The sequence below is a fragment of the Nocardia sp. NPDC051911 genome (genome assembly GCF_040681035.1).
GTDB lineage: Bacteria > Actinomycetota > Actinomycetes > Mycobacteriales > Mycobacteriaceae > Nocardia > Nocardia sichangensis.
In genome coordinates this window covers 20426-43148 of record NZ_JBFAXY010000037.1, presented here as the reverse complement: position 1 = coordinate 43148, position 22723 = coordinate 20426, and the positions used below count along the sequence as shown (strand labels likewise).

Annotated in this window: 20 protein-coding genes; 19 read left to right on the top strand and 1 reads right to left on the bottom strand. The window is 70.0% G+C overall.

Annotated elements, in window-relative coordinates:
• Positions 1-5: 5 nt before the first annotated feature.
• Entirely contained in the window at positions 6-617 is a 612-nt protein-coding gene (locus AB0L97_RS32530) for an N-acetyltransferase (RefSeq protein ID WP_355079632.1), read from the bottom strand.
• A gap of 170 nt (positions 618-787) precedes the next feature.
• Between AB0L97_RS32530 and AB0L97_RS32525 the strand changes: the two genes are divergently transcribed.
• The 19 genes from AB0L97_RS32525 (at position 788) to AB0L97_RS32435 (ending at position 22688) form a co-directional block, all read left to right on the top strand.
• Positions 788-1228 carry an SAV_6107 family HEPN domain-containing protein gene (locus AB0L97_RS32525; protein ID WP_355079634.1) on the top strand — a complete coding sequence of 147 codons (441 nt, stop codon included), beginning with the start codon at positions 788-790 and terminating at the stop codon, positions 1226-1228.
• A gap of 396 nt (positions 1229-1624) precedes the next feature.
• Positions 1625-2032 carry a DUF3040 domain-containing protein gene (locus AB0L97_RS32520; protein WP_039797093.1) on the top strand — a complete coding sequence of 136 codons (408 nt, stop codon included), beginning with the start codon at positions 1625-1627 and terminating at the stop codon, positions 2030-2032.
• A gap of 403 nt (positions 2033-2435) precedes the next feature.
• Positions 2436-2867 (top strand): division/cell wall cluster transcriptional repressor MraZ, encoded by a 432-nt coding sequence (mraZ, locus tag AB0L97_RS32515; RefSeq protein WP_355079635.1) that lies wholly within the window; start codon positions 2436-2438, stop codon positions 2865-2867.
• 184 nt (positions 2868-3051) lie between these two features.
• Positions 3052-4026, top strand: coding sequence for a 16S rRNA (cytosine(1402)-N(4))-methyltransferase RsmH (gene rsmH, locus AB0L97_RS32510; RefSeq protein ID WP_364437146.1), 975 nt, complete (start codon positions 3052-3054; stop codon positions 4024-4026).
• Positions 4027-4312: 286 nt separating this feature from the next.
• Positions 4313-4936, top strand: a complete 624-nt coding sequence (locus tag AB0L97_RS32505) for a hypothetical protein (protein ID WP_364437230.1) — start codon at positions 4313-4315, stop codon at positions 4934-4936.
• A 128-nt stretch (positions 4937-5064) separates the two neighbouring features.
• Positions 5065-6828 (top strand): penicillin-binding protein 2, encoded by a 1764-nt coding sequence (locus AB0L97_RS32500; RefSeq protein ID WP_364437227.1) that lies wholly within the window; start codon positions 5065-5067, stop codon positions 6826-6828.
• A 347-nt stretch (positions 6829-7175) separates the two neighbouring features.
• Positions 7176-8696, top strand: coding sequence for a UDP-N-acetylmuramoyl-L-alanyl-D-glutamate--2,6-diaminopimelate ligase (locus AB0L97_RS32495; RefSeq protein WP_364437224.1), 1521 nt, complete (start codon positions 7176-7178; stop codon positions 8694-8696).
• Positions 8693-10231, top strand: coding sequence for a UDP-N-acetylmuramoyl-tripeptide--D-alanyl-D-alanine ligase (gene murF / locus AB0L97_RS32490; protein WP_364437143.1), 1539 nt, complete (start codon positions 8693-8695; stop codon positions 10229-10231). The genes AB0L97_RS32495 and murF overlap by 4 nt, the downstream gene beginning before the upstream one ends.
• The gene (mraY, locus tag AB0L97_RS32485) at positions 10228-11304 is read left to right on the top strand and encodes a phospho-N-acetylmuramoyl-pentapeptide-transferase (protein WP_039797126.1); all 1077 of its coding nucleotides are present in this window, start codon (positions 10228-10230) and stop codon (positions 11302-11304) included. Before murF ends, mraY begins: the two co-directional genes overlap by 4 nt.
• 47 nt (positions 11305-11351) lie before the next feature.
• A complete protein-coding gene (murD, locus tag AB0L97_RS32480; protein ID WP_355079697.1) occupies positions 11352-12809 on the top strand; it encodes a UDP-N-acetylmuramoyl-L-alanine--D-glutamate ligase in 1458 nt (485 codons plus the stop codon).
• A 250-nt stretch (positions 12810-13059) separates the two neighbouring features.
• On the top strand, positions 13060-14439 hold the full coding sequence (ftsW, locus tag AB0L97_RS32475; protein WP_355079699.1) for a putative lipid II flippase FtsW: 1380 nt from the start codon (positions 13060-13062) through the stop codon (positions 14437-14439).
• Positions 14436-15539 (top strand): undecaprenyldiphospho-muramoylpentapeptide beta-N-acetylglucosaminyltransferase, encoded by a 1104-nt coding sequence (gene murG / locus AB0L97_RS32470; protein WP_355079645.1) that lies wholly within the window; start codon positions 14436-14438, stop codon positions 15537-15539. Before ftsW ends, murG begins: the two co-directional genes overlap by 4 nt.
• On the top strand, positions 15536-17059 hold the full coding sequence (gene murC / locus AB0L97_RS32465) for a UDP-N-acetylmuramate--L-alanine ligase (protein WP_355079647.1): 1524 nt from the start codon (positions 15536-15538) through the stop codon (positions 17057-17059). The genes murG and murC overlap by 4 nt, the downstream gene beginning before the upstream one ends.
• An 87-nt stretch (positions 17060-17146) precedes the next feature.
• Entirely contained in the window at positions 17147-17788 is a 642-nt protein-coding gene (locus AB0L97_RS32460; RefSeq protein ID WP_364437218.1) for an FtsQ-type POTRA domain-containing protein, read from the top strand.
• Between the two features lie 353 nt (positions 17789-18141).
• Positions 18142-19386 carry a cell division protein FtsZ gene (gene ftsZ / locus AB0L97_RS32455; protein ID WP_364437137.1) on the top strand — a complete coding sequence of 415 codons (1245 nt, stop codon included), beginning with the start codon at positions 18142-18144 and terminating at the stop codon, positions 19384-19386.
• A 479-nt stretch (positions 19387-19865) separates the two neighbouring features.
• Positions 19866-20594 (top strand): peptidoglycan editing factor PgeF, encoded by a 729-nt coding sequence (gene pgeF / locus AB0L97_RS32450; RefSeq protein WP_356965199.1) that lies wholly within the window; start codon positions 19866-19868, stop codon positions 20592-20594.
• A 52-nt stretch (positions 20595-20646) separates the two neighbouring features.
• Positions 20647-21408 (top strand): YggS family pyridoxal phosphate-dependent enzyme, encoded by a 762-nt coding sequence (locus AB0L97_RS32445; protein WP_364437132.1) that lies wholly within the window; start codon positions 20647-20649, stop codon positions 21406-21408.
• 105 nt (positions 21409-21513) lie between these two features.
• Positions 21514-22296 (top strand): cell division protein SepF, encoded by a 783-nt coding sequence (locus AB0L97_RS32440; protein WP_355079655.1) that lies wholly within the window; start codon positions 21514-21516, stop codon positions 22294-22296.
• An 89-nt stretch (positions 22297-22385) separates the two neighbouring features.
• Positions 22386-22688, top strand: a complete 303-nt coding sequence (locus AB0L97_RS32435) for a YggT family protein (RefSeq protein ID WP_039797136.1) — start codon at positions 22386-22388, stop codon at positions 22686-22688.
• Positions 22689-22723 lie beyond the last annotated feature (35 nt).

Sequence of the window (22723 nt, the reverse complement as noted above, 5' to 3'; positions counted from 1 at the left end):
GATCCTCACAGCGGCAGCCGCCTGCCGAGGATCGCGAACGGCCGGTTGTCGCCCGCGAAGACGAAATTGCGGACCACATCGGTGAATCCCTGCCTGCGATACAACCGCCAGGCGCGGTTGTCCTCACCGGCGACCTCGGGCGTCGACAGCAGCACCGCCCGCTCGGTGCGGTCGCGCAGCAGCCGTTCCAGCAGCGTGCCGCCGATGCCGCGGCCCTGCGCGGCTGGATGCACATGCAGCTCGGTGAGCTCGAAGTAGTCCGAGAGCAGTTCGCGCGCGGAATGTTCCGGCCAACCCGAACGCCGCATTCCGCTGTGCACCTGCTGATGCCACCACTGGTGCGCGGCGCCGCGATAGCCGTAGGCGATCGCCACGATCGGCGCGTGGCGCAGATCGATCCGGCCGGAGTCGTCGGGCAGCACCGCGGCGACCGCCTGCCAGCCGGGCCGGGTGGTGTGCTCGGTCCACATCGGCGCGCGATGGTTCTCGGTCCCGCGCGGATAGTCCATGGCGGCCACGTAGACCGCCAGCGCGTCGTGCAGCCGGGAGCGCAGGGCCGCCACCGAGAGATCGATGACGGCGGGTGCGGGAGTGTGATTGGGCTTGACGGCGGTCATGGCTCTCGTCGGTCGCGCGGACGCGGAAAGTTGTCGGTGGGCGTCTCTATATTGAAGCTCAATTCAAACGTTCGAATACCTGTTCGGTCCGGGCGGTGCTGGAAAGCGGTGGGGCACGCCGTCTCCAGCGCCGCATACGGGCCAAGGTACGCGAGGGTGGAGGGACGGCGATGTCTGGTCGAGTGGAACATCCGGGCCGGCCCGGCCGGGCCGGCAAGTTGCTGGAGCGCGCGGACGGGTTGCTCATGCAGGCGGCGGGGGAACGAGATCCGCGGGAACGGTTCCGCACCGCCTACCTGGCGGCGCTGCGCGGGGCGGGCGCGGTGATCGCGCTCACGGGCGCCGACACCGCGCCGAGGGCGCGCTCGCGCAACGCGTGGGTGCTGATGCAGCGCGCCGCGCCGGAATTCGTGATGTGGGCGGACTACTTCAGCGCGCGGTCGGAGATCCGGGCGGCACTGGAGGCGGGCCTGGACCGGAATGTCGACGAACACGAGGCGGACGAGTTCTCTTCGCGGGTGGCGGCATTCCTCCACGACGTGGAAGATCTCCTCGCGGCATCGGCCCGGTTGCGGCCCGCCCCTGGAATGACCGGCGGTATGACCGCTTAGTTATCGGCGTGTTGGCCTACCTTCACCTTCGCCCCGGCGACGGGCGGGCTGGTTACGGACTGGCTCCGACTGTGCCCATGAGGCGTACCTCCGCCTCGCTGCGGCCATGCGCGGGCTGATGACGGACTCCGTCCGACTGTGCCCATTAGGCGTACCTCCGCCTTCGCTGCGGCCGTGCGCGGGCTGATGACGGACTACGTCCGACTGTGCCCATTAGGCGTACCTCCGCCTTCGCTCCGGCCATGCGCGGGCTGATGACGGACTCCGTCCGACTGTGCCCATTAGGTGGTCTGGCCCTGATCGAACTCGTATCATTGGTGACAGATGGCCGCCAAGGTCGGCTATCTGTCGTCTACCCGGAGGCGACAGCCACGTCCTAGTGCCGGGGGAGGTACCGTGCCACTCTCCGAGCACGAGCAGCGCATGCTCGAACAGATCGAGAGCGCTCTCTATGCTGAGGATCCCAAGTTCGCCTCGTCCGTCCGCGGCGGACGGCTACGTTCGACCTCGAGTCGTCGCAGACTCCAGGCCGCGGCGTTGTTCGTCCTCGGCCTCTTTCTCCTCGTCGCAGGCATCGCAGCGCCCGTGAAGCCCGGCGGCTTTCCGATCATCAGCCTGATCGGCTTCATCGTGATGTTCGGTGCAGGCGTGCTCCTGCTGCTGGGCACCTCCAAGAGCATCGCCAAGAACGACCGGTCCGGCGGGCAGGCGTCCTCCGGCGGCGGGCGAGGGCGCCAGCGCAAGTCCGGCGGTTTCTCCGAGCGTATGGAGGATCGCTTCCGGCGGCGGTTCGAGCAGGAATAGCTCGCCCGTAGCCTGACAACTTCAGCACGACCGGCGACGCCGCACCGCGATGGTGCGGCGTCGCCGGTTCGTGTGTGTAACCGATCACGCCGCGAATGATCTTCGGGTCCGACTTCCCCCTCGCCCCACACCTCCCCACGAACTTCCCCCACTTCGCCCCCTCCGGTGCCACACCAGGGGGTTTGCTGGGTGTTTTCGGGCGTTTGTCGCCTGGGGCGGCGCGTGTCGGCAGAACTCGCGAAAGTTCTCCACGCCGGTGATAGCTGACATGACCTGCGGAATCGTCTGAGTCGGGAGCCAGATCACCGCTTGTTTCGATTGAAAGTGGGGGAAAGTGGGGTAATGTGGAGCGCGCAGTACTGAAGGGCCGACCATCGAGGTGATCGAATAGGGAGGTATCGAGATGTTTCTCGGTACCTACACACCTCGCTTGGACGACAAGGGGCGACTCACGTTGCCTGCGAAGTTTCGAGACGATCTGGCGGGAGGGTTGATGGTCACGAAGGGGCAGGACCACAGCCTTGCCGTGTACCCGAAAGAGGAGTTCACCGCGCTCGCCCGGCGGGCCGCGGCCGCGTCTCGAAGCAATCCGCAGGCCCGTGCGTTCGTCCGGGCACTCGCGGCCGGAACGGACGAGCAACGTCCGGACGCGCAGGGCCGGATCGTGTTGTCCGCCGACCATCGTCGCTACGCCAACCTGGACAGGGATTGCGTGGTGATCGGTTCGGTCGACTTCCTGGAGATTTGGGACAAGCAGGCGTGGGAGTCCTACCTCGCCGAGCACGAGGAGGACTTCTCGCAAGCCAGAGACGAGTCGCTGGGCGGAATCTTCTAGCCGCGGGCGCGCGAGTGCCACGCGGTCTCTGCCCGGACGCGGACCCTGACGTACTTCCCCGACGCCAGGTGCCGAAAGTTCGGTCAGAGACCACGGGGCATTCGTGTCCGTATGGAAAGCACTGTGTATCAAGGCGACCCGTGTGCGGTGCGCGACGACGCGAGGCAGACTCCGGGAGGTCTAGGTGAACCGTGAACAGCGCGGTCCCCGCCATGTTCCGGTTCTGCTGGAGCGAGCCGACGCGCTGCTCGGTCCGGCCTTGGCCGAGCCGGGCGCGGTCTACGTCGACGCGACACTCGGCCTCGGCGGTCACGCCGAGCATTTCCTGAGCACCTACCCGGGCCTCCGTCTCGTCGGGCTCGACCGCGACACCACCGCGTTGAAGCTGGCTGGCGAGCGGCTCGAGCCGTTCGCGGACCGAATCACGTTGGTGCACACCCGCTACGACGGCATCGTCGACGCGTTGGCGGAGGCCGGCTTGCCCGCCACCGGTTCGGTCTCGGCGATCCTGATGGACCTGGGCGTCTCCTCCATGCAGTTGGACGAGGCCGACCGCGGCTTCGCGTATTCCGTCGACGCCCCGCTGGACATGCGGATGGACCCGACCAGCGGGCCCACCGCCGCCGATGTGCTCAACACCTACAGTCACGGCGATCTGACCCGGGTACTGCGGACCTACGGAGAGGAACGCTTCGCGAGCCGGATCGCCGCCGAGGTGATCCGGCGTCGGCAGAGCAAACCGTTCCACACCAGCGCCGAGCTGGTGGAGCTGCTGTACGCCACGATTCCCGCGGCGACGCGCCGCACCGGAGGGCATCCGGCCAAGCGCACGTTCCAAGCGCTGCGGGTGGAGGTCAACGGGGAGCTCGACTCGTTGCGAGCCGCGCTGCCCGCCGCGCTCGCCGCGCTGCGGGTGGGCGGCCGCATCGTCGTCATGTCCTACCAATCGCTGGAGGACAAGGTGGTCAAGCACGAGCTCACCGCCCACACCGCGTCCAGGACGCCGGTGGGCCTGCCGGTCGAGCTTCCCGGCATGGGACCGGAGTTCCGGATGCTGACCCGTGGCGCGGAGAAGGCGACCGAGCAGGAGGTCGAGGACAACCCGCGGGCGGCCCCGGTACGCATGCGCGCCGCCGAGCGGATCCAGGAGGCGCGGTGAGCGATCAGTGCCCGCATCGCGCCGGCCGGGTGCGGATGTCCCGCAGCGGTAGCGGAGGCCGGATGAGACAGCGGAGCGCTGTGCTCGCCCGGCATCCCCGGAGGACAGAGGAGGGGAATCTATGAGCGTGCGGACGAGGACCGTCGAAGCGCCGGGCCGGGTCGCCCGGCGGGTCCAGGACGCCGAGCGGGTGAAGTCGGGCGCGGCGCAACGCGCCTATGCCCGGCGGCGAATGCGCGAAAGTGGTTCGGACAGCGCGTTCCTGCCCACCGTGCGGCGCTCGGCGATGGCGGCGCGCATCCCGTTCGTCACGGCGATCATCGCCCTGCTCGGTTGCGGCCTCGCGCTGACCTTGCTGCTGACCACCCGTGCCGCCGAGGACAGCTATCAGCTCGGCGACGCGCGGGCGACGAACCGGCGGCTGGCCGACGAGCGCGCGGCCCTGCAGCGCGAGGTCGAGGTCGCCGATTCGGCCCCCGAACTGGCCCTGCGGGCGCGTGAACTGGGCATGATCCCGGCCAAGGACCCGGCTCGCCTGCTGGTCGGTCCCGACGGCTCGGTCACGGTGATCGGCAAGCCCGCCCCGGCCGAGGGCACTCCCGTGCCGCCGCTGAACGCCTCGCCTTCCGCGCGGTCGCCGAGAGGGGAGCGGGTGGTGCCGGTCACCACCACGCCCGGTGCTCCGGCGCCGGGTCAGCCGAACACGGGATCGCAGAACAACGCGCAAGTGAACTCGGCGCCCACGGCCGCGAGCCCGGCCCCGACTTCGGCGATCAACCCGCCGCAGCCCGGAGTGCCCGCGGCTTCGGTCACACCGCAGGTCACTTCGCCCCAGCCGCCCGCGGAAGCGTCGCCGCAGCAGGAAGCCGCGCAGGCCCCGGAGGCGGTGCCCGGCGGAGCCCCGCAGTGACGCATCCCAGGCCCGCGCCGCGCAGGCGCGGGCCCTCGGCGCCCCGCACCACGGGCGGGCCGCGGCCACCGCGCTCAGCTGTCTCGGACGGCCCGCTCCGGTTGCGCCTCGGCGTCGGACGAGTGGTCATGTTCGTCGCGCTCGCGGTCGTCGCGCTGCAACTGCTGTGGGTGCAGAGCGTCGCCGCGCCGGGACTGTCGGCCCAAGCGGCCAGCCAGCGCACCACCCATCAGCCCGACCCGGCCATCCGCGGGCCGATCACCGACCGCTACGGCAAAGCGCTGGCCTTCACCGTGTCGGCCAAGGCGCTGCATTTCCGGCCGGTCGCGGTCCGGAAGGAACTGGCGGACGCCAAGGCCAAGAACGACAAGGCGCCCGATCCGGATCAGCGGCTGCGCGACATCGCGCGCACCATCCACGAGAAGCTCGGCAAAGACGCGCCCGCGGAAGCGGACCTGCTGGCCAAGCTGAACAGCGACGAGCAGTTCGTGTTCCTCGCCCAAAATGTCGATCCGCGCATCGCGGACGAGATCACCGATAAATATCCGCAGGTGGGCTCCGACCAGCAGAGCCCACGGGTCTACCCCGGCGGGTCGCTGGCGGCGAATGTCGTCGGCGCTGTCGGTTGGGACGGTCACGGGCAGATCGGGCTGGAGTCGTCGCTCGACTCGGTGCTGGCCGGTACCGACGGATCGCACACCTACGATCGCGGCTCGGACGGCGCGGTCATTCCCGGCAGTTGGCGCGACGAGCAGCCCGCGGTCAACGGGTCCGCCGTGGAGCTCACCTTGGACTCCGATCTGCAGTACTACGTGCAGCAGCAGGTACAGCAGGCCAAAGACGTCTCCGGTGCGGGTTCCGCTTCGGCCGTCGTCCTGGACGCCAAGACAGGGCAGGTCCTGGCGATGGCCAACGACAACACCTTCAATCCCGACCTGGGACCGCAGAAGTGGGCCAATGCCCAGCTGAGCAACCCGTCGGTCACGGACGTGTTCGAGCCCGGCTCGGTGAACAAGATCGTCACGGCGGCCGCGGCCATCGACTACGGCCTGACCGATCCCGACGAGGTGCACCAGGTGCCCGGCGCGATCCAGATGGCGGGTGTCACGGTGCACGACGCGTGGTCGCACGGCGTCGAGCCCTACACGACCACCGGAATCTTCGGCCGCTCTTCCAATGTGGGCACGCTGATGCTCGCGCAGCGCGTGGGCGAGGATCGCTTCGCCGACATGGCGCACCGGTTCGGGCTCGGGCAGCGCACGGGCATCGGCCTGCCGGGCGAGAGCGCGGGACTGATGCCGGACCGGGATCAGTGGTCCGGCGGCACCTTCGCCAACCTTCCTATCGGCCAAGGTCTTTCGATGACGACGCTGCAGATGGCCGGGATGTATCAGGCGATCGCCAACGACGGTGTCCGCATTCCGCCGCGGATCCTGCGGGCGAGGATCGCGCCGGACGGCGCCCGCACCGAGGAGACCCAGCCGGACGGCGTGCGGGTGGTGAGCAAGCAGACCGCCGCCACCTTGCGGACGATGTTCCAGGCGGTGGTGCAGCGTGACCCCATGAACGCCAACCAGAACGGCACCGGATGGCCCGCGGCCATCACGGGCTACCAGGTGGCGGGCAAGACCGGTACCGCGCAGAAGGTCGATCGCAATTGCCGGTGCTACTCCACGTCGTCGTTCTGGATCACGTTCGCGGGCATGGTTCCCGCGGAGAATCCTCGGTACGTGATCGGCCTCATGCTCGACGCGCCCGTGCGCAGTTCGGACGGCTCCGGGGGCGGTTCGGTGGCTCCGCTGTTCCACAACATCGCCTCGTGGGCCCTGCAGCGCGACCGCATCCCGCCGTCCGTCCAGCCGTCCAGGCAATTCGTCTTGCAGGCAGGGTGATCGATCCGCTCCGGGGATGTGCGGTCGGTAGCGAAGACATCGGATCGGTGTGGAGGAAGCAGCAGGTGAGTGCGGTGTTCGAGGGGCAAAGGCCGACGACGGCCCGCCGTGCGCGCCGCGTCCTCGCCCGGCGGCGTCCGAGTGCCGCGTGGCGCGGTCCGGGCCGGGCGGGCGAACCCGTAGGGTGCGGTGGGCGACCTCCCCGGCGTTGCGACGGGGCGCATGGTCCCGCCGTGACCGGTCGCCGGTAACCTGACACGTCGATCGCCGCCCCCGAAAGGAGCCTGGTTTCTGTGCAGTCCGGTCAACCGCGCGCATTGCGGCCAGAGCATTCGCCGTCAACGCCGCTGGCGTCGCTGGCCGCCGTCATCGGGGCCACGACGAGCGCCGAATCGGACGTGGCGGTCACCGGCATCGAGCAGCGCTCGGATGCCGTGCTACCCGGTGACCTGTTCGCCGCACTGCCCGGGGCCCGCGCGCACGGGGCGCGTTTCGCGCGCGACGCCGTCTCCCGCGGCGCGGTCGCGGTACTGACCGACGCGGCGGGTGCGGAACTGGCCGGTCCGCTCGAGGTGCCGGTGCTGGTGCGGGAGAATCCGAGGGCGGTGCTCGGCGAGCTGTCGGCCACGATCTACGGCAATCCGTCCGAGCGGCTGCGCATCGTCGGGATCACCGGAACCTCGGGCAAGACCACGACCTCCTACCTGGTGGAGGCGGGCCTGGCCGCCGCGGGGCTGTCCACCGCGCTGATCGGCACGATCGAGACCAGGATCGGCGGCAGGCGGGTGCCGAGCGCGCTGACCACTCCGGAGGCGCCGCAGCTGCACGCGATGTTCGCGCTGATGGTCGAGCAGGGCGTGGACGCGGTGGTGATGGAGGTATCCAGCCACGCGCTGACGCTGGGCCGGGTGGACGGAGTGCGGTTCGCGGTGGGCGCGTTCACCAATCTGTCCCAGGACCACCTCGACTTCCACGCCGACTTCGAGGACTACTTCGCCGCCAAACGCAAGCTGTTCGAACCCGATTCGCCGGTCGCGGCCCGCGCCGCCGTCGTCTGCGTGGACGACGAGTGGGGGCGGCGGCTGGCCGCCGGCCTGCCGAACCCGGTCACCGTCTCGACCACCAGGACCGCCGCCTGGAGCGTCACCGGCGCGGTGTCGGCGCACGGCGGCGAACAAGACTTCACCGCGGCCGGTCCGCAGGGCGAAACTCCCGTACGCCTTCGGCTTCCCGGCCGCTACAACGTCGCCAACGGCCTGCTCGCGGTGGCGGTGTGCGCCGCGGCGGGCGTCGAGCCGTCGATCGCGGCTCCGGCGCTGGCGACCGTGGACGTGCCCGGCCGCATGCAGCGGGTGGAGCGCGGACAGGACTTCTTGGCGATCGTCGACTACGCGCACAAGCCCGCGGCGTTGGAGTCCGTGATCGCCACGCTGCGTGGTCATCTCGCGGCCGACACCGCGGGACGGCTCGCGGTGGTGGTCGGCGCGGGTGGCGACCGGGACGCGGCGAAGCGGCCGCTGATGGGCGCCGTAGGCGCGCGGGGCGCCGATCTGCTGATCATCACCGACGACAACCCGCGCACCGAGGATCCGGCGGCCATCCGCGCCGCCCTCGGCTCCGGTGCACTGGAGGTCCCGGAAGCCGAACGCGGCGAGGTGCGGGAGATCGGAGACCGAGCGGAGGCCATCGCCGCGGCGGTGGCGTGGGCGCGCCCCGGTGACGTGGTGCTGATCGCGGGCAAGGGACATGAGGCAGGGCAGGAGATCCAGGGCGTGAAGCACCCGTTCGACGACCGCGACGTACTCGCGGCCGCATTGGAAAGACGCAGTCCGCAAGGTAACCACGCGGAGGACTTGACGGTTTCATGATCGAGATGACACTGCGGGAGATCGCGGAGGTCGTCGGCGGCACGCTGCACGACGTCGCAGACCCGGAGGTGCGAGTGACCGGCGCGGTCGAATTCGACTCGCGCCGAATCGGTTCCGGCGATCTGTTCCTGGCGCTGCCGGGTGAGCGCTCCGACGGCCACGACTACGCGGGCGCGGCCGTCGCCGCGGGCGCGGTGGCGGTGCTTGCGGCGCGGCCGGTGGGCGTGCCCGCCATCGTGGTCACGCCAGGCGGCGGCCACGTGCCGTCGAGTTCGGTCGCGCTCAGCCACGATGCGGACGGATCCGGCGCCGCCGTGCTGACCGCGCTCGCCGCGCTCGCCCACGCCAGCGTGTCGCGTCTCGCCGCCGACGGCGGGCTCACCGTCGTCGGCGTCACCGGCTCGTCCGGCAAGACCTCCACCAAGGACCTGCTGGCCGCCGTCCTGGCGCCGCTGGGCACGGTGGTGGCCCCGCCTGGGTCGTTCAACAACGAACTCGGCCACCCGTGGACGGCGTTGCGCGCCGACGCGGGCACCCGCTTCCTGGTGCTGGAGCTGTCCGCGCGCGGGCCCGGGCACATCGCGGCGCTGGCCGAGGTGGCGCCGCCGAGCATCGGCGTGGTGCTCAACGTCGGCACCGCGCATCTCGGCGAGTTCGGCAGCCGCGAGGCCATCGCCAAGACCAAGGGCGAGCTGGTCGAGGCGCTGCCGCCCACCGGTCTCGCCGTGCTCAACGCCGACGATCCCCAGGTCGCCGCGATGGCCTCGCGCACATCGGCGCGGGTGGTGACCGTCGGGCAGGCCGCGACCGCCGACGTGCGGGCCACCGACATCCGGCTCGATGACCAGGCCAGGGCCGCGTTCACCGTGCACACGTCCGCGGGCAGCGCCCAGGTGCGCCTGGCCGTGCACGGCGAGCACCACGTGGGCAACGCGCTGTCGGCGATCGCGGTCGCGCTGGAATGCGGCGCCGATCTGGACACCGCCGTCGCCGCGCTGTCCGACGCGCGCGCCGCGTCCGCCCGCCGGATGGACGTACGGACCACCGCGGATGGGATCACCGTCGTCAACGACTCCTACAACGCCAATCCGGACTCGGTCCGCGCCGCGCTCAAAGCGCTGGTGAGCATGGCGCGCGCGGCCGAGACGCCGCGGCGCAGCTGGGCGGTGCTCGGCGAGATGGGCGAACTCGGCGAGGAATCCGTCCTGGAGCACGACGCCATCGGGCGGCTCGCGGTGCGGTTGGACGTCAGCCGGGTGGTCGCCGTCGGCACCGGCAGGCCCGCCCGCGCGCTGCACCAGGGCGCGGTGATGGAAGGGTCCTGGGGCGAGGAATCGGTCCTCGTGCCCGACATCGCGGCCGCGATCGCGCTGCTCGAGCAGGAAGTGGCCCCCGGCGACGTGGTGCTGGTCAAGGCATCGAAGTCGGTCGGCCTGTGGGAGGTCGCCGAGCATCTGACCGACCCGGCCGCCGTGGCCGCACGCGGCGGCGCGGCGGACAACGGGGTGGGACAGGACACGGAGGCAGCAGGATGAGACAGATTCTCTTCGCCGCGGCGATCGCGCTGACGGTCTCGATCCTGCTCACCCCGCTGCTGATCCGGTTGTTCGCCAAGCAGGGCTTCGGGCAGGAGATCCGGGTCGACGGTCCCGCCAGCCATCAGGCCAAGCGCGGTACGCCGACGATGGGCGGCGTCGCCATCCTGGTCGGCATGTGGGCCGGTTACCTGGGGTCCCACCTGATCGGCATCGGTTACGACGCCGACGGGCCGTCGGCGTCGGCGTTGCTCGTGCTCGGGCTGGCCACGGCGCTGGGCGCGGTGGGTTTCGTCGACGATTTCATCAAGATCCGCAAGCAGCGCAACCTGGGCCTGACCGCGGCGGGCAAGTATCTCGGCCAGCTGTCCTCGGCCGTGATCTTCGGCATCCTCGCCTTGCAGTTCCGCGGCGGCAGCGGGCTGACGCCCGCCAGCAGGCACCTGTCCTACGTGCGCGACATCAGCACGGTGACCATGGGCGTGGTCGTGTTCCTGGTGTTCGTCTGCTTCGTGGTGGTCGCCTGGTCCAACGCGGTGAACCTCACCGACGGACTCGACGGGCTGGCCGCCGGATCGATGAGCCTGGTGCTGGGCGGATACGTGATCATCACGTTCTGGCAGTACTACCACGCCTGCGAGACCAAGCCCGAGACCGGCTGCTACAACGTGCGCGATCCGCTGGATCTCGCGCTGGTCTGCGCTGCGGGCGCGGCGGCGTGCGTCGGGTTCCTGTGGTGGAACGCCGCACCGGCCAAGATCTTCATGGGCGACACCGGTTCGCTCGCGCTGGGCGGCCTGCTGGCAGGCCTGTCCATCACCACCCGCACCGAGCTGCTGATGATCGTCATCGGCGCGCTGTTCGTCGCCGAGACGGCGTCGGTGGTGCTGCAGGTCGCCGTCTTCCGCACCACGCGCAACCGGCTGTTCAAGATGGCGCCGTTCCACCATCACTTCGAGCTCAGCAAATGGGCCGAGACCACGGTGATCATCAGATTCTGGCTGCTGGCCGCGATGGCCTCCGCCGTCGGGCTCGGGCTGTTCTACAGCGAATACCTCTCCGCGGTCGGGTGAACGAGATGGTCGAACATTCGCCGCGGGCTCTGCGCACCCCAGGGCCCATGCTGGAATTCCTACGCGGACGCGACGTTCTGGTCGCGGGCTGGGGCGTGTCGGGACGCTCGCTGGTGGAACCGCTGCGCGACATCGGCGCGCGTCCGGTGGTGACCGACGGCGGCGCAGCGGCCCTGGCCGAGGCGGCCGGGCTCGGGCTGGACGTCGCCACCACCGCGGAACTGGAGAACGCGGACTGGAGCCGGTTCGCGCTGGTGATCACCAGCCCGGGCTGGCGGCCGGACTCGCCGGTGCTGGCGTCCGCGGTCGCGGAGGGTACGCCGGTGTGGGGCGACGTGGAGTTCTCCTGGTGGGTCGATCAGGCCAGGATCTACGGTCCGGTGCGCAAATGGCTGGTCGTCACCGGCACCAACGGCAAGACCACCACGACCCAGATGACCCACGCGATCCTGCGCGCGGCGGGCATCGCCAGCGTCGCGTGCGGCAACATCGGCCTGCCCATCCTGGATGCGTTGCGGCGCAACCCCGGTCCGCAGGTGCTCGCGGTGGAGCTGTCGTCGTTCCAGCTGCACTGGGCGCCGTCGGTGCGTCCGGAGGCGGGTGTCGTGCTGAACGTGGCCGAGGATCACCTGGATTGGCACGGCGGCCTGGACGCCTACGCCGCGGCCAAGGCCAGGGCGCTGGTCGGCCGGGTCGGCGTGGTCGGCCTGGACGATCCGGTCGCGGCCTCGCTGGCCCGCAAGTCCAAGGCGCGCCGGACCGTCGGGTTCCGGGTGGGCGTGCCCGCCGACGGCGAGCTCGGCGTGGTGGACGGCAAGCTGCTCGACCGCGCGTTCACCAAGGCCGCGATCCTGGCCGAGGTCGGCGACATCAGCCCGCCCGGCCCCGCCGGCGTCGCCGACGCACTCGCCGCCTCCGCGTTGACCAGGGCGATCGACGTCGCGCCGCAGTTCGTCCGGGAAGGCTTGATCGAGCACAAGGTCGGCCCGCACCGCGCGGCGTTCGTCCGCGAGCTGTCCGGCGTCGAGTTCGTCGACGACTCCAAGGCCACCAATCCGCACGCCGCGCGCTCATCGATCCTGGCGCATCCGCAGGTGATCTGGGTGGCCGGTGGCCAGCTGAAGGGCGCGCACGTCGACGACCTCGTCGAGGAGGTCGCCGACCGCCTGGTCGCGGCGGTGCTGATCGGCGCCGACGCACCGGTGCTCGCGGCCGCGTTGGCGCGACACGCGCCCGAGGTCCCCGTCGTCGAGCTGATCGCGGGAGACGATGCAGGGATGGGTGATGAAGCGTCGAGGGCCGCCGCGGCCGACGCTGTCATGGCGCGGGCCGTGCGAGCGGCCGCCGGGTTCGCCCGCCGCGGCGACACCGTGCTGCTGGCTCCGGCCGCCGCGTCGCTGGACATGTTCGCCGATTACACCCACCGGGGTCGCAGTTTCGCCCAGGCGGTGCACGCCCTGGAAGACGGTGACCTCGGAACCACCGATATCGGGGGTTTGCGATGACTGCCGACCGGGGCGGGCGGGGTATCGACACCCGCCCCGGTCGGTCGAGTCGCTTTCCCGGACGCGCAAGCATCCTCCGCCTCCGCTGGTTCGCTGTGACAGTGGTGCTACCGGCGCGGGCCGCGGGTGCCTCGTGACTTCGGGCAACGGCAGGCGGTGGACCGGTAAGGCGGCCCGGACCTCGGGCGCACGAGAAGCCGGGACGCCATCCCGGCGTGGCCGCGGCGTAGGGACGGGTCCCGGTTCGTGGCTGGCACGGCCGCTCGCGTCCTTCCATCTCGTCGTCACCATCGCCACGCTGCTGACGGCCCTCGGACTGGTCATGGTCCTGTCCGCGTCCGGCGTCGTCGAGTACGCCGAGGGCGGGTCGGCGTACTCCCTGTTCATCCAGCAGACGTTGTTCGCGGCGATCGGCGCGGTGCTGTTCTATCTGGCCCTGCGCGTTCCGCTGCGCCTGTTACGCCAGGCGTCGTTCCCGCTGTTCGCGATCTCGGTGCTGGCGCTGGTGCTCGTGCTCATTCCGGGCATCGGCACCAGCGTGCAGGGCGCGCGCCGCTGGCTGATCCTCGGTCCCGTCTCGGTGCAGCCGTCCGAGGTCGTGAAGGTGACCTTGATCGTCTGGGGCGCGCACTTGCTGGTTTCCCGGCGAGCGATGGGTTCGAGTCTGCGCGACATCCTGGTGCCGCTCGTCCCGGCGGGTGTGCTGGTCTGTCTGTTGATCGTGGTCCAGCCGAATCTCAGCACCACGGTCGCGGTGGGCATCATCCTCGGCGCCTTGCTGTGGTTCGGCGGACTTCCGATCCGGCTGTTCGTGACGATCGCGGTTTCCGGCGTCGTCGCCGCGGGCGTGCTCGCCATGTCCGCCGGTTACCGGTCGAATCGGGTCCGGTCCTTCTTCAATCCGGGCTCCGATCCGCAGGGCGACAACTATCAAGCTCGACAGGCCCTGTATTCCCTTGCCGACGGAGGGATCTGGGGCAGGGGCCTGGGACAGAGCCGGGCCAAGTGGAGCTACTTGCCGAACGCCCACAACGACTTCATCTTCGCGATCATCGGGGAGGAGCTGGGCTTTCTCGGTTGCGCACTGGTGCTGGGCCTGTTCGCCTTGTTCGTCTACACGGGACTGCGCATCGCCAGCCGGTCGGCGGATCCGTTCCTGCGGCTGCTGACCGCCTCCGCGACCACGTGGATCGCCGGACAGGCCATGATCAACATCGGGTATGTCGTCGGTCTGCTGCCGGTCACCGGGCTGCAGCTGCCACTGGTGTCCGCCGGCGGCTCATCGCTCGCGATCACCTTGCTGATGTTCGGGCTGATCGCCAACGCGGCCAGGCACGAGCCGGAAGCCGTCGCGGCGCTGCACGCCGGACAGGACGGTCGTTTCAGTAGGCTGTTGCGGTTGCCCAAACCCGAGGTGTACGCGCCGGCTCGGGCGAGCGCCCGACGTGGCCGGGCGCCGCGGCCGTCCGATCGCGGATCCTCGGCGCTGCCGCAGGGCAGGCGGGGGCGTGCGGAACCGGCGCGCCGCCGCTCGCCGGAGAGTCGCGGCACCAGCTCGGCGCGTGCCACCAGGGCTTGGGAACCCAGTTATCCGGTCAATCACGCAAGAGAACGGGGAAGATCCAGGTGATCTCGGTAATCGTCGCGGGCGGCGGCACGGCGGGCCACATCGAACCGGCACTGGCGGTGGCCGACGCGTTGCGGCGGCTCGACGATTCCATCCGGGTGACGGCGCTGGGCACCGAACGCGGTCTGGAGACCCGCCTGGTTCCCGAGCGCGGCTATCCGCTCGAGCTCATCCCTCCGGTTCCGCTGCCCCGCAAGCCCACCGCCGATCTGCTGCGGTTACCCGGTCGGGTGCGCGCCTCGGTGGCGGCCACCAGGGCGGTCATCGATGCGGTCGAGGCCGACGTGATCATCGGTTTCGGCGGGTACGTTGCGCTTCCGGCGTATCTCGCCGCCGGCGCGGGTGTGCTGCGCCGCAGACGCCCGGTGCCGGTGGTGGTGCACGAGGCCAACGCCAAGGCCGGTATCGCGAACAAGGTCGGCGCCCGCCGCGCCGCTCGGGTGCTCGCGGCGGTCCCGGACTCCGGCCTGGCGGACGCGCGGGTGGTGGGCATTCCGGTGCGCGAATCGATCACCGGACTGGACCGCGCCGCACTGCGGGCCGAGGCGCGGGAGCACTTCGGCCTTCCGTCCGAAGGCCCGGTGCTGCTGGTCTTCGGCGGTTCCCAAGGCGCGCGGACGCTCAACGACGCGGTCTCGGGCGCCGCGCCCCAGCTGGCCGCCGCGGGCATCTCGGTGCTGCACGCGCACGGGCCCAAGAACACCATCGACGTGGACGGATCCGCCGCGGACGGCGCTCGCTACGTCGCCGTGCCGTACCTGTCCCGGATGGACCTCGCCTATGCCGCCGCCGACGCGGTGGTCTGCCGATCGGGCGCGATGACCGTCGCGGAGGTCTCGGCGGTGGGGCTGCCCGCGTTCTACGTGCCGCTGCCGCACGGTAACGGGGAACAGGAACTCAACGCTCGGCCCGTGGTGCGCCAGGGCGGTGGCAGAATTGTCCCCGACTCCGAGTTGACGCCGAAGTACGTGATCGATGAGGTGATTCCGCTGCTCATGGACTCCGCACGGCTGACCGAGATGGGCCGGGCCGCCGCAGGCGCCGGGCACCGCGACGCCGCCGACGAGGTGGCGCGGATCGCGCTGGAGGTGGCGCGCCGATGAGCGACACGACCGCAGATCGGGTGGTCCAGGACGCGGGCGTCGAACGGACCGCGCTGCCCCCGGAGCTGGAGCGTGTGCACATGGTCGGCATCGGCGGGGCCGGGATGTCCGGCATCGCGCGGATCCTGCTCGCACGCGGCGGCGCGGTGTCGGGGTCGGACGCCAAGGAGAGCCGGGGCGTGCTGGCGCTGCGCGCTCGCGGCGCTCAGGTGCGGATCGGGCACGACGCCACCGCCTTGGACCTGCTACCCGGCGGCCCGACCGCGGTGGTCACCACTTACGCCGCCATTCCGAAGACCAACCCGGAGCTGGTCGAGGCCAACCGGCGCGATATCCCGGTGCTGCTGCGCCCCACGGTGCTGGCCTCGCTGATGCGGGGGCATCGCACCTTGCTCGTGTCCGGTACGCACGGCAAGACGTCCACCACCTCCATGCTCATCGTGTCGTTGCAGCACTGCGGGTTCGATCCGTCGTTCGCGGTGGGCGGCGAGCTGAACGAGGCGGGCACCAACGCCCACCACGGCACCGGTGACATCTTCGTGGCCGAAGCCGACGAGAGCGACGGCTCGCTGCTGCAATACGACCCGGACGTCGCCGTGGTCACCAACATCGAGTCCGATCACCTGGATTTCTTCGGCTCCGACGAGGCCTACGTGCAGGTCTTCGACGACTTCGCCGACCGCCTCGCCGCGGGCGGCCTGCTGGTGGTGTGCCTGGACGATCCGGGCTCGCTGGCACTGGCCGAGCGAGTCGGTGCGCGCTTGGCCGAGCGAAACGTCCAAGTCCTCGGCTACGGCTCCGGCGAACTCGCCGACGCGCCGGTCCCGGTGGGCGCCCGGCTGCACAGTTGGGAGCCGCGGGACGTCGGCGGCATCGCGCAATTCCAGCTCACCGACGAGGCCGCGCCGCGCACGCTGCGCCTGTCGGTGCCGGGCAGGCACATGGCGCTCAACGCGCTCGGCGCCCTGCTCGCCGCCCGGGCCACCGGCGCCGATGTCGGCGAGATCATCCAGGGCCTGGAAGGGTTCGGCGGTGTGCACCGCCGGTTCCAGTTCGCCGGTCGGGAGAACGGGGTGCGGGTGTTCGACGACTATGCCCACCACCCCACCGAGGTGCGCGCCGTGCTCGGCGCCGCCGCCGAACTGGTCCAGCAGGAGGCGCGCGACGGAGCCCGGTCCAGGCAGGGCCGGGTCATCGTGGTCTTCCAGCCACATCTCTACAGCCGGACCGCGACCTTCGCCCAGGACTTCGGCGCCGCGCTCAGTCTGGCCGACGAGGTCGTCGTGCTCGATGTCTACGGCGCGCGGGAGAAGCCGCTGCCGGGCGTGAACGGAGCGCTGGTGGCGCAATCGGTGACCAAGCCGGTGCACTACCAGCCGGACATGTCCCGGGTCGGGCGCCAGGTCGCGGGGCTGGCGTTGCCGGGCGACGTGGTGATCACCATGGGCGCGGGTGACGTGACGATGCTGGGCGGTCAGATTCTCGACGGATTACGGGCGCGTCCCCAGCACGGACGGTGACCCGGCGTGCGCGGGGTCGGGTCGGCGCGCGCGGCCGGGCGCCGCGCGGGTGATCGGTTCGGCGAGCTCGACTGGCGCCGAATTCGCCTGTGGGGATTGCTGAGCGTGTGCGTCCTTGCAGTGCTCTGTGTTCTCGCCTGGTTCACCCCGGTGCTCTCGGTGCGCAGCGTGCGAATCGAGGGCGCGGTGGCGGTGCCCGAACAACAAGTGCGGGATGTGCTCGAAATTCCTTCCGGCCGCTCGATCTTGCGGATCGACACCAATGCCGTGGCACGCCGGGTGGCGAGCATTCCGAAGGTACGCACGGCACGGGTGCAGCGGGTGTTTCCGTCCACGGTTCGGGTGACGGTCGTCGAGCGCGCCGCGGTGTTGTTCTACGACAGCAGGGAAGGCGCGCATCTGCTGGACGCGGACGGCGTGGAATTCGCGGTCGAGCCGGCTCCGATCGGCGTGCCGAAGTTGATCACCGATCATCCCGGCGGCGCCGATCCGGTGACCAGGGCTGCGGTCTCGGTGATCGCCATCGTGCCGCCTGCGCTGGCGGTTCAGGTGAGCGAGGTTGTGGCACGGTCCATTTCGGATATTTCGCTGAATCTGAAGGGCGGCCGCACGGTACTCTGGGGCGGGAGCGACGACGCCGAACGAAAGGCGGCGGTCGTGTTGCCGTTGTTGACGCGCCCCGGAACGGTGTTCGATGTGTCGAGTCCCAATCTGGTCACGGTAAAGTGATCCACACCCATTGCGCCCAGGTAATTTTCGGCGGTCCGGGAGTTGTTCCGGCGCCGAGAAGGGAGCCGGGGGGCAACCGTTCACCATACGACGTGTGGAGCGGCGAGACGAGCGGGATCACGCAAGATTCTGGCTCTCGTTTCGGCGCGCCTGCGCGCGTATCGCGTCGGCTGCGAATAGCGTTCCGCACCAGTCGGATACTTGACATAACGCTAACCCTATGGTTGAGCTTTAGGGTTTGCCCGAGCCGCGGTTCGCTCCTCGTAGCGACCCGACCCCCGGACCGGGCCGAAAAAGCGGTGTGCCGAGCATCCGGAAACGACAGGCTTTAGATCGAAGGAAGGCGAGAGCCCATGACGCCCCCGCACAACTACCTTGCGGTGATCAAGGTCGTCGGTATCGGCGGCGGCGGTGTGAATGCCGTCAACCGGATGATCGAGCAGGGACTCAAAGGTGTCGAGTTCATCGCGGTCAACACCGACGCCCAAGCGCTGCTGATGAGCGATGCCGACGTCAAGCTCGACGTCGGCCGCGAGCTGACCCGAGGTCTCGGAGCAGGCGCGGACCCCGAGGTCGGCCGTAAAGCCGCCGAGGACCACAAGGACGAGATCGAAGAGGTGCTCAAGGGCGCCGACATGGTCTTCGTGACGGCGGGTGAGGGCGGCGGCACCGGCACCGGTGGCGCCCCGGTCGTCGCGCAGATCGCGCGCAAGCTCGGCGCGCTCACCATCGGCGTGGTCACCCGCCCGTTCTCCTTCGAGGGCAAGCGGCGCGGGAATCAGGCCGAGGTCGGCATCAATCTGCTGCGCGAGTCGTGCGACACGCTGATCGTCATCCCGAACGACCGGCTGCTGCAGCTCGGCGACGCGGCGGTGAGCCTGATGGACGCGTTCCGCTCCGCCGACGAGGTGCTGCTCAACGGTGTGCAGGGCATCACCGACCTGATCACCACCCCGGGTCTGATCAACGTCGACTTCGCCGATGTCAAGAGCGTGATGTCCGGCGCGGGCAGCGCGCTGATGGGTATCGGCTCGTCGCGCGGCGAGGGCCGCTCGGTGAAAGCGGCCGAGGCGGCGATCAATTCGCCGCTGCTGGAAGCCTCCATGGACGGCGCGCACGGCGTGCTGCTGTCGATCGCGGGCGGGTCCGATCTCGGGCTGTTCGAGATCAACGAGGCGGCTTCGCTGGTGCAGGAGGCCGCGCACATCGAGGCCAACATCATCTTCGGCACCGTGATCGACGACTCGCTCGGCGACGAGGTGCGGGTCACCGTGATCGCGGCGGGCTTCGACGGCGGCGGCCCGGCCCGGCGCACCTTCGAGACGTCGGGTCGCAGCACCATAGGCACGGCGCGGTCCGGTGAGATCGGGCAGAGCCGAACCAGCGAGTTGACCGCGCGAAGCAGCGACAGCACGCCGAGCACGTCCGTCACGGGTACGGCTGCCCGCGGCACGTTGCCGAGTTACCGGGACACCGAACGGCCGCGCACCCTGGGCGAGCCGTCGGTGACGAGCGGCACGCGACCGCACATCACGCCGCCGGATGCCGACGACGATGACGACGACGTGGACGTGCCGTCGTTCATGCGGAGGGGCTAGGCGTACCTCCGCCTTCGCTCCGGCCATGCGCGTGCTGCGTACCTCCGCCTTCGCTCCGGCCATGCGCGTGCTGCGTACCTCCGCCTTCGCTCCGGCCATGCGCGTGCTGCGTACCTTCGCCTTCGCTCCGGCCATGCGCGTGCTGCGTACCTTCGCCTTCGCTCCGGCCATGCGCGTGCTGAAGACGGACTGCGTCCGGCAGCACCCATCAGGCGCTGGAATCCGGTTCCGGCGCAGGCCGGGACCGAGCTGGAAAGAGCGATCCCGGCCCGCGCCGGGACGCGTCGGAGGGATACGCCGAAGCGGTCCCGAAGCACGACTGTGCACAGGAATTCGGGGGACGCCGGTGCGGGGGCCGGCCGGGCGGGACCGGGCGCCGAGGCGCCCGATACTACGCGACTGATTCCGTCCCGGGGCAATATTCGCTCTCTACCTGGGCATTTCGACGCCATTCACCGAGCGCCACTACGCTCGTCGCCATGACTATCGCGCCGACCATCACTGTCCGACGGGTCACCACGACCAGGTCCGGAGGCTTCTCGGCGCCACCCTACGACTCGTTCAATCTGGGCGACCACGTCGGCGACGATCCGACGGCCGTGCGGCGCAACCGCGACCGGCTGGCCGAGGGCATCGGCCTGCCGCCGGAGCGCCTGGTCTGGATGGAACAGATCCACGGCCGCAACGTGGAGATCGTCGACGGGCCGCGCGCCGAACCGGTCCCGGCCACCGACGCGCTCGTGACCACCGTGCCGGGTCTCGCGCTGGTCGTGCTCACCGCCGACTGCGTGCCCATCCTGCTGTCCGACGACGAGGCGGGCGTGATCGCCGCGGTGCACGCGGGGCGGATCGGCGCTCGCATCGGCATCGTGCCGCGTGTGCTCGACGCGATGGTCTCGGTCGGCGCGCGCCTGGATCGGGTCGGCGCGCTGCTCGGGCCCGCCGCCTCCGGCCGTCAGTACGAGGTTCCCGCCGCCATGCGCGCCGACGTCGAAGCGCATCTGCCCGGCAGTGCGACCACCACGGTCCGCGGCACGCCGGGCCTGGATCTGCGCGCGGGAATCTCCCGGCAGCTCACCGAGGCAGGCGTCGGCGCGATCGCGGTGGACCCGCGGTGCACCATCGAGGACCGCACCTTGTTCAGCCATCGCCGTGGCGCGCCGACCGGCCGGATCGGCGGGGTGATCTGGATGGAGGCCGCCGCGTGACCGCGCGAATCGCCCGTCTGGTCGACGCGCCGTGCGCCGGGGAGGCGCGCGCATGAGCGCCGAAGCCGGGGCCGCGGTGGACGGCGCACTCGCCGCCAGGACCGCCGAGCTGTCGGACAACCTTGCCGGTCTGCTCGCTCGCATCGACGCGGCGTGTCGCGCCGCGGGTCGGTCGCCGGATTCGGTGCGGCTGCTGCCGGTGACGAAATTCTTCCCGGCTTCGGACGTGGCGATCCTGCATCGGCTCGGCCGGCGCGAGTTCGGCGAGTCGCGGGAGCAGGAGGCGGCCGCCAAGGTGGCGGCGTTACGTGAGGAAGACCTCTCCGGCATCCGCTGGCACATGATCGGGCGGTTGCAGCGGAACAAAGCGCGCAGTGTCGCCCGCTGGGCGCACACGGTTCACTCGGTCGACAGCGAACGTCTGGCAACCGCTCTGGACGCCGGCGCGGTGGCTGCGCTGGAGGCGGGCGAACGCACCGAACCGCTGCGGGTGTTGCTCCAGGTGAGCCTGGACGACGACCCCGCGCGAGGGGGTGTCACGGCCGCTGATCTTCCCGTGCTCGCGCAACGGATTGCGGACGCTCCGGGATTACGTTTGTCGGGTCTGATGGCCATTCCACCCTTGGGTTCGGAGTCCGATGCCGCATTTGCGCGACTTGCGATGTTGCACACGTTGTTGGTCGCCGATCATCCGGACGCGACAGAGCTTTCCGCGGGAATGTCGGGTGATCTGGAATGCGCGATCGAACATGGTTCGACGGTTGTGCGTGTCGGTACCGCCTTGATGGGTATGCGACCGATAACCTCGGGCTAGCAAAGAAACCTCATCAGTCACATTCGACACATATGCTGGGATCTGACGAGGGCTGAGCAAGACTTCAACACCCGGCCGCCACCGGGGCCGAAGGAAGGTCGACCAATGAGCACGCTGCACAAGTTCAAGGCGTACTTCGGCATGGTTCCGCTCGAGGATTACGAAGACGACTACGTCGACGATCGCGCTCCCCGAGGGGTGGACGAGCGCGGCGCTCGCCGGCCCCGGCCCCGTGACTACTCCGACCGCGACGGCTACGTCGATCGCTACGCCGACGATCGGTACGGCGCAAGCCGTTTCGACGACGTCGACTATCCCGAGCCCGCGTACAAGTCGCCCTACAAGGCGGGTTACTCGGTGTCGCGGCGCGACGACTACGCCGACGAGCCCTACGGCGACGACCGCTACGACGCGCCCCGGCGTCCGACCCGGATCGACTCCGCGCCGTCGGGCCGGTTCCGCGCGGGCGGGAGCCCGCCTCCGCTGCGCGGTACGACCCGTGGCGCGCTCGCCGTCGATCCCGACGCCGAGGAGCGCAGGCTGGAGGAGCGCGTGCGTCCCGAGCCCGCCCCGGTGCGGCGGCCCGGGATCTTCGAGGACGGAGGCCCCTTGTCCAAGATCACGACGCTGCGCCCGCGCGATTACAGCGAGGCTCGGATCATCGGCGAACGCTTTCGCGAGGGCAATCCGGTGATCATGGACCTGGTGGATCTGAGCAACGCCGACGCCAAGCGGTTGGTCGACTTCGCCGCGGGCCTGGCCTTCGCGCTGCGCGGATCGTTCGACAAGGTGGCGACAAAAGTGTTCCTGCTCTCACCGGCCGATGTCGACGTATCAGCGGAAGAACGCAGACGCATCGCGGAAACCGGCTTCTACAACCAGAAATAAGCTCGTGATCTGGGGGGTGGAGCAGACCGGTCGCAGGTTGTGCGGCGCGGTCATTTTGCGCGAAGCGATTTTTACGGCAGAGTGAACTCGTGGCCTTGTTCGCGGTGCTGTACTTCGTACTGTTCATCTTCTGGCTGTTGCTGATCAGCCGGGTGATCGTCGAGTTCATCCGTAGCTTTGCCCGAGACTGGCGTCCTACCGGTGTCGTGGTCGTCGTCCTGGAGGTGATCTTCACGATCACCGATCCTCCGGTGAAACTGCTCAGGCGCTTGATACCTCCGGTGTCACTGGGCGGAATTCGCCTGGATCTGTCGATAATGGTCCTGCTTTTCATCGTCTTCATCCTGATGTCGATCGTGGGCAGGCTCGGGCAGCCGGTAGCTCCGGTGTGACAGAATGGGCCGTGAAGACAGCTTGCTAGATCTGC

Excerpts from the sequence above, each read along its gene's own strand:
- AB0L97_RS32530 (WP_355079632.1), bottom strand. The coding sequence starts at position 617 with ATGACCGCCGTCAAGCCCAATCACACTCCCGCACCCGCCGTCATCGAT.
- AB0L97_RS32525 (WP_355079634.1), top strand. The coding sequence starts at position 788 with ATGTCTGGTCGAGTGGAACATCCGGGCCGGCCCGGCCGGGCCGGCAAG.
- mraZ (WP_355079635.1), top strand. The coding sequence starts at position 2,436 with ATGTTTCTCGGTACCTACACACCTCGCTTGGACGACAAGGGGCGACTC.
- AB0L97_RS32505 (WP_364437230.1), top strand. The coding sequence starts at position 4,313 with ATGGCGGCGCGCATCCCGTTCGTCACGGCGATCATCGCCCTGCTCGGT.
- AB0L97_RS32500 (WP_364437227.1), top strand. The coding sequence starts at position 5,065 with ATGTTCGTCGCGCTCGCGGTCGTCGCGCTGCAACTGCTGTGGGTGCAG.
- murF (WP_364437143.1), top strand. The coding sequence starts at position 8,693 with ATGATCGAGATGACACTGCGGGAGATCGCGGAGGTCGTCGGCGGCACG.
- mraY (WP_039797126.1), top strand. The coding sequence starts at position 10,228 with ATGAGACAGATTCTCTTCGCCGCGGCGATCGCGCTGACGGTCTCGATC.
- murD (WP_355079697.1), top strand. The coding sequence starts at position 11,352 with ATGCTGGAATTCCTACGCGGACGCGACGTTCTGGTCGCGGGCTGGGGC.
- murC (WP_355079647.1), top strand. The coding sequence starts at position 15,536 with ATGAGCGACACGACCGCAGATCGGGTGGTCCAGGACGCGGGCGTCGAA.
- ftsZ (WP_364437137.1), top strand. The coding sequence starts at position 18,142 with ATGACGCCCCCGCACAACTACCTTGCGGTGATCAAGGTCGTCGGTATC.
- pgeF (WP_356965199.1), top strand. The coding sequence starts at position 19,866 with ATGACTATCGCGCCGACCATCACTGTCCGACGGGTCACCACGACCAGG.
- AB0L97_RS32445 (WP_364437132.1), top strand. The coding sequence starts at position 20,647 with ATGAGCGCCGAAGCCGGGGCCGCGGTGGACGGCGCACTCGCCGCCAGG.
- AB0L97_RS32440 (WP_355079655.1), top strand. The coding sequence starts at position 21,514 with ATGAGCACGCTGCACAAGTTCAAGGCGTACTTCGGCATGGTTCCGCTC.